Origin of the sequence: Kitasatospora sp. NPDC087271 (genome assembly GCF_044744605.1) — a bacterium.
GTDB lineage: Bacteria > Actinomycetota > Actinomycetes > Streptomycetales > Streptomycetaceae > Kitasatospora.
The window spans coordinates 47165-58228 of record NZ_JBIUYQ010000039.1 but is presented as its reverse complement, the minus strand read 5'-3'; the positions used below and the strand labels follow the sequence as shown (position 1 = coordinate 58228).

The 11064-nt window shown below is 73.1% G+C and carries 14 protein-coding genes; 10 read left to right on the top strand and 4 right to left on the bottom strand.

Translation table 11 applies throughout. From position 1 onward, the window contains the following. Positions 1-104: 104 nt before the first annotated feature. Positions 105-647, top strand: coding sequence for a DUF1707 domain-containing protein (locus ACIO9K_RS36100; RefSeq protein ID WP_363588098.1), 543 nt, complete (start codon positions 105-107; stop codon positions 645-647). A gap of 151 nt (positions 648-798) precedes the next feature. After that, the gene (locus tag ACIO9K_RS36095) at positions 799-1245 is read left to right on the top strand and encodes a hypothetical protein (protein ID WP_400336070.1); all 447 of its coding nucleotides are present in this window, start codon (positions 799-801) and stop codon (positions 1243-1245) included. A gap of 127 nt (positions 1246-1372) precedes the next feature. Here the strand turns inward: ACIO9K_RS36095 and ACIO9K_RS36090 are convergent, their stop codons facing one another. The 3 genes from ACIO9K_RS36090 to ACIO9K_RS36080 all read right to left on the bottom strand — a co-directional run bounded on the left by ACIO9K_RS36090 (position 1373) and on the right by ACIO9K_RS36080 (position 3450). Further along, complete coding sequence (locus tag ACIO9K_RS36090) at positions 1373-2341, bottom strand: aldo/keto reductase (protein ID WP_400336068.1); 969 nt, start codon at positions 2339-2341, stop codon at positions 1373-1375. A 315-nt stretch (positions 2342-2656) separates the two neighbouring features. Beyond that, complete coding sequence (locus ACIO9K_RS36085; RefSeq protein ID WP_400336066.1) at positions 2657-3013, bottom strand: hypothetical protein; 357 nt, start codon at positions 3011-3013, stop codon at positions 2657-2659. Further along, positions 3010-3450 carry an ATP-binding protein gene (locus ACIO9K_RS36080; protein ID WP_400336064.1) on the bottom strand — a complete coding sequence of 147 codons (441 nt, stop codon included), beginning with the start codon at positions 3448-3450 and terminating at the stop codon, positions 3010-3012. Before ACIO9K_RS36080 ends, ACIO9K_RS36085 begins: the two co-directional genes overlap by 4 nt. Before the next feature lie 306 nt (positions 3451-3756). Between ACIO9K_RS36080 and ACIO9K_RS36075 the strand changes: the two genes are divergently transcribed. The 8 genes from ACIO9K_RS36075 (at position 3757) to ACIO9K_RS36040 (ending at position 10088) form a co-directional block, all read left to right on the top strand. Next, positions 3757-4527 (top strand): DUF5753 domain-containing protein, encoded by a 771-nt coding sequence (locus tag ACIO9K_RS36075; RefSeq protein ID WP_400336062.1) that lies wholly within the window; start codon positions 3757-3759, stop codon positions 4525-4527. Continuing rightward, a complete protein-coding gene (locus tag ACIO9K_RS36070) occupies positions 4490-4690 on the top strand; it encodes a DUF397 domain-containing protein (protein WP_363588088.1) in 201 nt (66 codons plus the stop codon). The genes ACIO9K_RS36075 and ACIO9K_RS36070 overlap by 38 nt, the downstream gene beginning before the upstream one ends. Positions 4691-4773: 83 nt before the next feature. Then, positions 4774-5271, top strand: a complete 498-nt coding sequence (locus ACIO9K_RS36065; RefSeq protein WP_400336077.1) for a GNAT family N-acetyltransferase — start codon at positions 4774-4776, stop codon at positions 5269-5271. Between the two features lie 77 nt (positions 5272-5348). Further along, positions 5349-5552: a DUF397 domain-containing protein gene (locus ACIO9K_RS36060; protein WP_363589764.1), complete on the top strand. Its 204-nt coding sequence runs from the start codon at positions 5349-5351 to the stop codon at positions 5550-5552. Between the two features lie 811 nt (positions 5553-6363). Further along, positions 6364-7218, top strand: coding sequence for a class I SAM-dependent methyltransferase (locus ACIO9K_RS36055; protein ID WP_400336060.1), 855 nt, complete (start codon positions 6364-6366; stop codon positions 7216-7218). An 893-nt stretch (positions 7219-8111) separates the two neighbouring features. After that, complete coding sequence (locus ACIO9K_RS36050; protein ID WP_363625366.1) at positions 8112-8705, top strand: PadR family transcriptional regulator; 594 nt, start codon at positions 8112-8114, stop codon at positions 8703-8705. Further along, entirely contained in the window at positions 8702-9604 is a 903-nt protein-coding gene (locus ACIO9K_RS36045; protein WP_400336058.1) for an NAD(P)H-binding protein, read from the top strand. Before ACIO9K_RS36050 ends, ACIO9K_RS36045 begins: the two co-directional genes overlap by 4 nt. Continuing rightward, complete coding sequence (locus tag ACIO9K_RS36040) at positions 9597-10088, top strand: cupin domain-containing protein (RefSeq protein ID WP_400336056.1); 492 nt, start codon at positions 9597-9599, stop codon at positions 10086-10088. The genes ACIO9K_RS36045 and ACIO9K_RS36040 overlap by 8 nt, the downstream gene beginning before the upstream one ends. 23 nt (positions 10089-10111) lie before the next feature. Here ACIO9K_RS36040 and ACIO9K_RS36035 read toward each other — a convergent pair whose 3' ends face one another. Then, entirely contained in the window at positions 10112-10999 is an 888-nt protein-coding gene (locus ACIO9K_RS36035) for a fructosamine kinase family protein (protein ID WP_400336054.1), read from the bottom strand. Positions 11000-11064 lie beyond the last annotated feature (65 nt).

The following is an 11064-nucleotide window of genomic DNA, read 5'->3' as shown; positions in this document are numbered from 1 at the left end:
CAGTTGCGCTCGCGTCACACACCACGGTCTACCGGATCAGGACCCGCCGCGAAGGTGAATCACACAGATTGATCACGACCGAATACGCGCCCTAGAGTGGGGCGGTGACCTCGCTGCCGGAAGACCTCTCGCCCCTGGCCGGCGACGACGACCGCGACACGGCCGTGCAACGCCTGCAGGAGGCGTACAGCCAAGGACGCATCTCCCACGAGGAGATGGACGAACGCCTCCACCAGGCGCTCACCGCCAGGACGCAGGACGCACTCGGGCGGTCCCTGGCCTCGCTCCCCGAGCCGGGCGCGGGCACCGAGACGACGATCGGCGCCGCCACAGGACGCATCCGGCGCAGCGGCGCCTGGAAGGTGCCCCGGACCCTCAAGGTCTTCTCCGCGCTCGGCAGGGTGCGCCTGGACCTGTCCCGGGCGGTCATCGAGCACCCGGTCGTCGACATCGAACTGCAACTCGGCACCGGCGGCGCCAGGATCACGGTGCCCCACGACGCGGTCGTCGACATCGAGGGCATGCACTCCGGCTGGAAGGAGGCCCGCTACAAGCCCCCGCGGCGCCCCACCCCCGGCGGCCCGACGATCCGAATCTCCGGGACCACCGGATTCGGACGGCTGAAGATCCGCCACGCGCGGCACTGAGACCCCCCGGGCCGGTCGGCTGCCGTAACTCTCTTCGGTCGACGCATGATTGACGATTCATCACATTCGGTGACGATCACCCCCGCCGGGCACCCCCGCGGTACTTTCACCGGACCTCGCGGAAGGGGCGGGCAGGCAGGTGGACGGGGACATGCGGCGGGCAGCCGTCGCGGCGCTCGCCGAACTCGGGCGCAGCCGCGACTACCGCGACCGGGCGGACGCCGGTCGCGCCCTGGCAGGGTTCGCCGAGCTGCGGGAGGCCCTCGGGCCGCTGCTGGCGCTCGTGCTGGACCCGGGCGACACCTTCGTCACCCGGGTGAGCGCGCAAGCCCTGCTGCGGCGAAACGACCTGGCCGGGCTGACGATCGTCGCGTCCGCGCTGGCAGCGGCCGACGACAACCACGGCGACTGGATCCACACCGCGGTCGTCGATGTGTTCGGCGTCTTCGCCGACGACCGGGACGACGCGATGCGGCTGTGCGAGGAGATGTCGCGGGCCGCCGACGACCGCGTCGCCCTGGGGGCCCTTCGGCTGCGCGACAGCCTGGCCGGGATCGACCCCGTCCTCGGCCCCGCAGTAGCGCGGTACGGACGCTAGCGCGAGGGCGCCTGGCGGGCGGCGCGGTCGGCGACGGCCCGCAGCAGGGCCTCGGCACTGCCGGGGGCGTCCGCCCAGCGCCGCACCTCGGCGTGCCCTGCGCGACGCCCGTGTTCTCCCGCTCCGATCAGGCCACGGCGTGTTCCGCGTCGAGGACCGCGTCGAGGACCGCGTCGATCTCGGCCAGTTCCTCGGAGGTCGGCACCCATTGCCCGGCGGCGGCGTTGGCGCGCACCTGCTCGGCACTGCTCGCCCCGGCGATGACCGAGCCGCAGCCGGGCCGTGCGGCGAGCGCGCCCACGCCGATCTCCAGGACGCTCCGGCCGCGCGCCTCGCCCCAGGCGGCGAGGCGTTCGACCGCGTCGAGGCCGGCCTCGGTCACCCGCTCGGGCCGCGACGCCAGGCGCGAGCCCGCGGGCACGCCCGTGGCACGGCGCACCTTCCCGGTCAGCAGGCCGTTGGCGAGCGGGTAGAACGGCAGCACACCGAGGCCGTAGTGCAGCGCCGCGGGCACCACCTCCCGCTCCACGCCGCGTTCGAGCAGCGACCATTCGTTCTGGGCCGAGACGAACGGGACGGCCCCGATCTCCCGGGCGACGTGCGCGGCCTCGGCGATCTGCCAGCCGGCGAAGTTGGAGTGCCCGATGTAGCGCACCTTGCCTTCGCGTACCAGCTCGCTGAGCGCGGCGAGCGTCTCGGCGATCGGCGTGCGCGGGTCGGGGGTGTGCAACTGGTAGAGGTCGATGTGGTCGGTCTGCAGGCGTCGCAGCGACTCCTCGACCGCGCGCCGGATGTAGGCCCGGCCGCCCTTCGCCCCGGCCGCGGGCCCGTACCCCAGGTCCGCCCGCTGATAGCCGAACTTGGTGGCCAGCACGACCTCGTCGCGCCGCCCTTTCAACGCCTGGCCCAGCAGCGTCTCGGAGCCGCCTCCGGCCCCGTACATGTCGGCGGTGTCGAAGAGCGTCACCCCGGCGTCGAGTGCCGCGTCGACCACCGCGCGTGTCTGCGCCGCGTCGAGACGTCCGCCGAAGTTGTTGCAGCCGAGTCCGACCACGGAGACGAGGAGTCCGCTGTTGCCGAGCGTTCGATATTCCATGGGGTCACCCTAGTTCTGGCACGACGACAGGACCGGCCGCCGTCACCCGGTCACCGATCGACCGCTGACCGGCTTCGGAACCACTCGTCCAGCGCGAGGGCGCCCGGCGGGCGCGGTCAGCGGGCGCGGTCGGCGGGCGCGGTCGGCGGGCGCGGTCGGCGACGGCCCGCCGCAGGGCCTCGGTGCTGCCGGGGGCGGCCGCCCGGCGCCGCACCTCGGCGCGGGCGGCGCGACGCCCGGGGCTCAACGCCCGCACGGGCAGGGAGAACCGGCCGCGCAGGCACCACCACCTCGCGACCCTGGCGCAAAGGCGCCTCACACCGGCTCCGGAAACTCGTCGGCGCCTGCGGCGCCTGCGGTGCCGTCGGGGCCCTCAGGGCTTTCGGGGCTTTCGGCGGGGCGCAGGTGGATGGGGTGGGCGTGGATGCCGACGAAGGCGATCGTGCGCAGCGCGCCGAAGTCGGCCGGCCGGCGGGCGACGCGGGCGGTGGATTCGGGGGCGAACAGGTCGGTGAGGTAGGCGGCGTGGTCGTCGTCGAGGGGCAGGCGGGCCAGGGCGGTGCGCACGGCGGCCAGGGCGTCGGCGAGCCTGGCGAAGGTGGCGGCCCGGGTGACGCCGCCGATCTCGGCGGTGACCGGGTGCGGGTAGCCGCGGGGAGGGATGGCGGTCACGACGCGTTCCCGCTCCGGGGTCCGAGGACCGCCCACACCGCTTTGCCGACCCCGCCCGCGTGGGAGCGGCAGCCCCACCGGAGGGCGAGTTCGGACACCAGCCACAGCCCCCGCCCGCATTCCTCGTCCCCGCCCACGCGGCGCAGCACGGGCCGGCGGGAGTCGACGTCGTGGACCTCGATCCGCAGGTCGTCGGCCGAGAGGGCGAAGCGCACGAACAGCAGCCGGTCGGACGGGGTGCGGGCGTGCTGGACGGCGTTGGTGACGAGTTCGCCGAGCACCAGCCCGGAGTGGTCGCAGAACAATTCGCCCCCCTGGTGGTCGGAGAGGAAGCCGCGCAGCAGCCCGCGTGCGGTGGGCACGGACTTCTGGTGGCGCGACAGCCAGCAGGAGTACTCCCCCACTGTTTCCGGCTGTTCCTTCAATACTTCGGGCATGGCCTCACTCGCCTCGGAGTTGTCCCGGATGCGGGAGTTTCGCCACGTCGGCCCGTGCCGCCGGGCCGCTGGTTGATCGTTCGTCATGATGGGCTCTCTGTGGCCTTGATCGCTGCGCACCATTCTCACTGTGCGTGCATTAAGCGTCGCTCTGAGCGGCTAACCTGGGAAGGGTGACCCTGTGTCACGCTGCGATTGGGCACATGGAGGCTGAGCATGGGGTTCCAACCAAACGAGCTGGATCCTGGGCGGTCGGCGCGAGACCAGTTCGGCTGGGAGATGCGTGCCCATCGTGAGCGAGCGGGTATGTCGCTCGACCAACTCGCCAAGATCGTCAATATCTCGAAGGGGCATCCCGGGCGGGTCGAACGCGCCGAATCAATGCCACCGCCGGACCTGCCCGGCATGCTGGACGCGGCGTTCGGCACCGACGGCCGGTTCGACCGCATCTACCAGTTGGCCAAGAACGAGAAGTTCCCTGGCAAGTACCGGCAGGCGATCCATCTGGAGGGTCAGGCCGCCGTCATCGAGGAGTTCGCCTCTGCGACCATCCCCGGCCTGTTGCAAATTCCTTCTTTCGCCCGACACTCGCTACGTGCAGGCCAACAGCACGCTACCGAGCAAGAGATCGACGCATTGCTCGCCGCACGACTCGAACGTCAGAAGCGGCTGGATTCCACGACGCCGCCGCGATGTTGGTTCATCCTGGACGAGGCGACGCTCCGGCGACCAGTCGGTGGACTCCATGTGATGTGCGAGCAACTCACCGCCCTGGCAGACGAAAAGCGCTCCTTCATCACGATCCAGGTCCTGCCCTTCGCCGCCGGCGAACACCCTGAGATGGGCGGTTCCCTCATGCTGTACACCCTCCCGGCGGGCGGTGTGATCGCTTGGGCGGAAGGTGCAAAGAACGGTGAGGTCGTCGACGAAATGCCCAAGGTCGCCGAGCGGCGTGAGTCCTACGATCTACTGAGGGCCCAGGCCCTGTCGCCCCGGGACTCCCGGGCGATGATCAGACGCATTCCGAAGGAGTACGGCCGTGCGAGCAGAGACGCAGGAAGAATGGCGAAAGAGTAGCCACAGCAACAATGACGGCGGTGTCTGCGTCGAGGTCGACGACGCACACCCGGGCCGCGTCCGGGACTCCAAGGACCCCGACGGCCCCCGGCTGGCCTTCTCCGCTGATGCCTGGCAGTCCTTCGTGACGGCCGTACGCGGCGGCGAGTTCGGCCAGATCTGACGGTTTGGCAGGCCCGGGTCCCTGCCACTGCGGCAGGGACCCGGGCCTTTCACGGACTCCCCTAGGACGACAGCACGACCGGCATCGAACTGCGCCACCACCGCGAACTCACCGACGCGGTCCGCCATGAACTGGCCGCCCTGTACGCCGAGGTGCGCGCCCCGCTGCTGCACCTGCCCAACTACGCCCTGCCCGCCTTCGGCGAACGCCTGCAACGCCACGGCGGTGAGCCCGGCTTCGAGGCCGTCATCGGCTACGCCGACAGCGTGCCCGTCGGCTACGCCTACGGCAACACCGTCGAGGCGGCCGACCGCTGGTGGACCCGCATGGCCCGCCCGATGCCCCACCACCTCACCGCCGCACTGGTGTTCGCCCTCAAGGAGCTGGGCGTACGCACCCGATGGCGCGGCACCGGCGCCGCCCGCCGCATCCACGATGCGCTCCTCTCCGCCCGACCCGAGGAGCGGGCCACGCTCATGGTCAACCCCGCCGCCGGGGACGGCAAAGTGCACGCGCTGGACACGGCGTGGAGCTACGAGGACTCAACGAGGTCCGCCCCCACCCGGACGCGCCGCCACTGATCGCGATGCTGTACCGAATGCCAACCCCCTTGGCGTAGCGTCTCGTTCACAACACCCTGCGGCCAAGGGAGACAGCCGTGCACGCGAACGACCAGACAAAGTGGCGCAAGAGCAGCTACAGCGCACAGGCGAGCGAGTGCGTGGAGGCGGGGCGCGTCGTCGTCGGCGGCATGGCCGTCCGCGACTCCAAGGACCCCGACGGCCCCGCACTGGTCTTCCCGGCCGACGCCTGGTCCGCCTTCGTCACCGGGGTCAAGGCCGGCGACTTCCCCACCGCCTGACCCGCCAGCCACCCCGGTCGCGGCCCCGGCCGCGCAGCCGGGGCCGCGACGAACCGTGAGAGCGAAGGACCCGTCCGGCAGCAGCGGATCCACCGGGCCTCGGAGCGGGAGCCGAACAGGACCCGGTAGGACGGGGGCCCCGACAAACCAGTGGTTCCGCGCGGGAAGTCGGACCGGCCGACTTCCCGCGCTTCGGTCCGCCCTCGTCGCCTTCGCCGCCCTGCGGGCCTTGGGGACTCGGGGGCGGCGGCCGGCCGCAGCCGGCAGCGCTCCGGCCTCCTGCGGGTGCGGGGTGCGGGGCGCCGCTGCCCCGCCGTGCTCGCCGATGGCGGCGGTCAGGCTCCGGCGACAGTCCTCCGCCTGCGCCCGGGGCTTGACACCGGGCAGGAGACTGCGCGGCTGCGGCCCGCCGGCCTCGACGCTCAGCTGGCAGCGGGGCGTCCCCCGCACCCACCACACCGCCTCGACCGGCAGGATCACCAGGCCGAACAGAACGGCGAGCACGAGAAGGACCGGAAAGCCGTCGGAACAGGCCGCGCCGCCGTCCGGCGGAAGGCCGTGAACAGGTCCGTACAGCCGCAGTGTCTGCAGCAGGTTCCGCTGGTACCACCGCGGCAGCGCGAAGTGGCTCCGCCGAGGAGCAAGTTGACCCGGCTCCAGTTGTCCCGTCCCGGATGATCTGGTCGTCATCACGGCTGGATGGTCGGCCATGTCTGGTAGTTCTTGGGGATCAACGAGCGGCGCCGATCCGGAACCTGCGCAACAGCGGTCTCGGCACGTACCGCTCCCGAACAGCACGACGAAGGATTCTGTGAACAAGACCGACCTGATCGCGACGGCACCCTCGATCGCGGCCGCCATGGCCGCCGCCGACGTGAGCCCCGACATCCAGCTGACCCAGACCCGCTACCGGGCCGCACTCGTCTCCAGCTGGGGCATCCCGGCCGGAGCGTCGGTCCTGGAGGTCGGCTGCGGACAGGGTGACATGACGGCCGTCCTCGCCGAGGCCGTCGGCCCGCAGGGCCGGGTGGTCGCGGTCGACATCGCGGATCCGTCGTACGGCGCCCCGGTCACCCTGGGGCAGTCGGCGGAGCGCCTCAAGGCGACGCCTCTGGGCTCTCGCATCGACTTCCGCTTCGGCCTGGACGTCCTCGACGAGGCGGTCACCTTCCCCGACAGCGGATTCGACTACGCCGTCCTGGCACACTGCTCCTGGTACTTCGCCTCCCTGGACCAGCTGCGGGAGACCCTCGCCCGGGTCCGCCGCTGGGCACGGAACCTTTGCTTCGCCGAGTGGGACCTCGCACCCCGCTCGGCCGACCAACTGCCCCACCTGTTGGCCGTCCTGATCCAGGGGCAGGTCATGGCGAGCGGGTCGCGGGGCGAAGGCAACGTGCGCACTCCGTTCTCCCACGCAAGCCTGCTCCGGGTCCTCGCAGCGACAGGCTGGGATCCCGCCCCGGGGCAGTCCGTGGACACAACCGCCCTACAGGACGGCGACTGGGAGGTGGACGCCTGCACGGCACTGCTCGACAACGTCGACCGGATGGCCGAGCTGCCGCGGACGGTCCTGGACCTGGTGCTGAGCCAGGCGGATGTGCTCCGGTCCCTGGCGAAGGACCACGGCAACACGCCGCTGCCGGCCTACTCGCTGACCGCCCGCTGACCGCCCGCTGAGCGGACCGGGACGCCGGTCCGGGGCCGCGACCGCCCGACGGGCGCGAACCGAGATCGGGCCCGGACCAGGCCGCGCGTCCGGTCGACATGCCCGCGCCCGAGTGAATGCGGTACGCCCTCCGCCCGGCACGTCGGGGTGAGTCCGGCGATCACGGTCCTGTCGGAGACCGCTCCGTGGTCGCGGTCATGTCGGGAGGCCGGCGTCGGGATCGCCGCGGGTTGGACCTGACCGCGCCGCGTAAGCAGAAGCACACCATCGAACGGGTCTTCCGGCGGCTGGCGAGCCGGTCCGACTTCCGCGACGCGTCCGACAACACGGTGCGCGACTACATCGACAAGCGCCGCCCGGAGACCGCGGACGAGGAGCGCGAGGGCCACCGGCACGTCGACGGGATGGTCCCGCGGATCCACCTGCCCGGAAAGGAGGCCGAGATGGGGCCTCCGGCCACCGGCAGCAGTCATATCCGCCAGCCCGGAAACCCAGTGCCGGCCCGGCGACTGCCCGCTCCCGTCCGGCCACCGCGGCACTGGGCGACCAGCAGCCCGATCCGAGTCGGGTCGGCTGACACCACGCACCTGTCGGGGAACGCGGCCCGTCGGCCGAGACCACGGCGGCCACGACCTCCCCCGCGCAGGTGTCGGAGACGCCAGGGACGGCCAACTCTGTTGCAACGGCGGCCCCTTGCGGGGAGCAGCGGGGCCGCGGGAACGCTTCGCCCCGGGTCGCACCCGCCCCCGGCAGCGGACGCGCGGCGCGGGAAGTCGGACCGGCCGACTTCCCGCACCGCCCCCCGCCCCCCGCGTCCGGGCCCGCAGAACCATCACGGCCCCGCACCCGTAGTCGCGTTTGACTATGGGCTGTAGTCGTGTTCGACTAGTGCCGTGAGCACTTCGCGACTCTTCGCACTCAGCGCGCTGGCCCGGGGCGGGCCGATGCACGGCTACCAGATCCGCCAGGCGGCCCAGCTCGACCGCACCGAGCTGTGGACCGACGTCAAGCCCGGATCGCTCTACAGCGTCCTGCACCGGATGGCCGACGACGGCCTGGTCGAGGTGGTGCGCAGCGAGAAGGTCGGCAACCCGCCCGAGCGGACCGTCTACGCGATCACCGGCCGGGGCCGCCGGGAGCTCGCCGCCCTGCGCGACGCGGCGCTGGGCAGGGTGCGCCTGCTGCCCGACCCGGTCGACCTGGCCCTGCAGTACACCGCGGACCTCACGGACGAGGACCTGGCCGGGGCCGTGGCCGCGCGCCGGCGGGCCGTGGCCGACCAGGTGGCCCTGTTCGAGGAGCAGTTCGAGGCCGCCAGGCCGGACCTGACCGGCCTCGAACCGTGGATCTTCGAGCACTGCCTCGCCCGCCTGAAGGCCGACCTGGCCTGGCACGACGACCTGCTCGACACCCTGACGAAGAACACCCCGCCGAAGAACACCCCGACAAAAAACACCCCGCCGAGGAACACCCGGAGGACCCCGTGATACTCGTGACCGGCGCGACCGGCACCGTCGGCCGCGCCCTCGTCGGCCACCTGGCCGCCCTGGGCGCCCCCGTGCGCGCCGCCACCCGCCGCCCCGACCGGGCCCGCCTGCCGGGCGGCGTGGACGTCGTCGGCGCCGACCTCGGCGAGCCGGACAGCCTGGCCGCCGCCCTGCGGGGCGTGCGCAAGGTGTTCCTGCTCTCCGACGGCCCCGACATCCCGCGCCACGACGCCGGCCTCGCCGCCGCGGCCGCCCGCGCCGGCGCCGAGGCCGTCGTCAAGCTGTCCTCCGGCCGGGCCGCCGACCCGGACGCGGACGACCCCGTCGCCCGCTGGCACCGCGCGGGCGAACAGGCCGTCCAGGACAGCGGCCTGGCATGGACGTTCCTGCGCCCGATGGGCTTCATGTCCAACACCCTCGCCTGGGCCGGGACGATCCGCGCGGCCCGCACCGTGCGGGCCCCGTTCGCCGCCGGCCGGGTCTCCGTCATCGACCCCGCCGACATCGCCGCCGTCGCGGCCCGCGCCCTGACCGAGCCCGGACACGACGGCCGGGCCCACCTGCTGACCGGCCCCCAGGCCCTCACCCCCGGCGAGATGACCACGATCCTGGCCGACGTCCTGGGCACCCCGCTGGCCTTCACCGAGATCCCGCCCCACGCCGCCCGCCGGGCACTCCTGGACCACGGCCTGCGCCCGGAGACCGCGGACGCGGTCATGGCGCTGCGCGCCGCCTCCCTGGAACCGTTCGCCGCGACCGTCACGCCCGCGGTCCAGCAGCTCACCGGCCGCGCGGCGACGCCCTTCCGGGCCTGGGCCGAACGCCACCGCGAACAGTTCACCGAGGAGCCCGGCGCGGAGCCCGGCGGGGAGCCCGGCGCGGAGCCCGGCCGTGGCTGACACCCACCGCGAACCCGTCGCCCTGGCCCCCGGACACGGCGGGCGCCGCCACGTGCCGGGCAGCCCGTACGTCGTCAAACTCGCGGGCGCCCAGAGCGGCGGATCGATCGCCGTCCTGGAGTCCACCTTCGAACCCGGCCAGGGCGCGCCCCTGCACCTGCACCGCGGCCACGACGAGACGTTCTACGTCGTCAGCGGCGCGTTCCGGCTGCGGTGCGACGAGCACACCACCGAGGCGGGCCCCGGCGCCTTCCTGCACGTCCCGCGCACCCACCCGCACTCCTTCACCGCGATCGGCGACACCCCCGCCACGATCCTGGTGACGCTGACCCCGGCCGGCTTCGAGGAGTTCTTCGTCGAGGCCGCCGCCCTCGCCGCCGACGGCCGCCCGAACCGCCGGATGATGCAGACCCTCCTGGCCCGCTACGACCAGGAACTGGTCCCCGACACACCGCAGGACCACCACAGGCCGGACGGCCGCTGAGGCCACCGTCCGAGCGGCCCGCGTCAGCGGTAGGTGCGCAGCACGTCGAGCAGGTCGCCGGTGTGGCCGTCGCGCGCGCCGAAGTGGGCGGCGCAGCTGAGCTGTTCGCGCAGGTGGAGCAGCCGCATGCGGTCCTGCCAGCCGTCGGTGAGGGGGTGGTGTTCGCGGTAGGCGTCGAAGAAGCGGGCGGGGACGCCGCCGGTGCAGAACATCATGCTCAGGTCCGTCTCCGCCCACGTCCAGCACACCGCCGGGTCGATGAACGCCGGTGTCGCGTCCGGGCGGGCGAGGATGTTGCCGTGCCACAGGTCGCCGTGGGTGAGGACGGGTGGTGCGGCGGGGAGGAGTTGGGGCAGCCGGTCGCAGATCCGTTCCAGGTCGGCGCGGCCCCGGGGTCCGAGCGCCTGGCGTGCCAGGGGTTCGTCGAGGTAGCGCAGCAGGCGGTGGCGGGCGAAGAACTCGTGTCCGTCCTCGGTCCAGGGGTTGCGCTGTGCCAGGCGGCCGAGCCAGCCGTCCTCGGCCCAGCCGAAGCGCTGTCCGGTGGTGGCGTGCAGGCCGGCCAGCGCGTGTGCGGCGCGTTCCCAGAAGGCGGTGTCGTGCGCGGGCGGTTGTTCGAGGGCTTCCAGGACCAGGCCGTCCGGGTGAAGGGCCAGCACCCGCGGGGTCGCCAGGGCGCCGTGGGTGCGCAGGGCTTGCAGGCCCTGGGCCTCCTTCGCGTACGCGTCGGGGGCCAGTGCCGGGGTGGACTTCACCACCACGCGTCCGCCGCCGGCCAGGGTGACCAGCCAGACGGTGTTCGCGGCGCCGCCGGCCAGGCGTACCGCGTGTGCCGGCGGGCCGGGGAGCAGGTGCGGCGGCGGGCCGTCGTGTCCGGCGGCCGCCTCGTCGGTGTTCTGCGCAGGATCTTCCATGGCGGGCCCCTTTCCCGCGCCCGGTGCCACCGACTCGGGCCGGCACCGGTTTTCGCCGCCCCGGG

Coding starts and splice junctions, on each gene's coding strand:
- ACIO9K_RS36095 (WP_400336070.1), top strand. CDS start 799: ATGCGGCGGGCAGCCGTCGCGGCGCTCGCCGAACTCGGGCGCAGCCGC.
- ACIO9K_RS36090 (WP_400336068.1), bottom strand. CDS start 2,341: ATGGAATATCGAACGCTCGGCAACAGCGGACTCCTCGTCTCCGTGGTC.
- ACIO9K_RS36080 (WP_400336064.1), bottom strand. CDS start 3,450: ATGCCCGAAGTATTGAAGGAACAGCCGGAAACAGTGGGGGAGTACTCC.
- ACIO9K_RS36075 (WP_400336062.1), top strand. CDS start 3,757: ATGTCGCTCGACCAACTCGCCAAGATCGTCAATATCTCGAAGGGGCAT.
- ACIO9K_RS36035 (WP_400336054.1), bottom strand. CDS start 10,999: ATGGAAGATCCTGCGCAGAACACCGACGAGGCGGCCGCCGGACACGAC.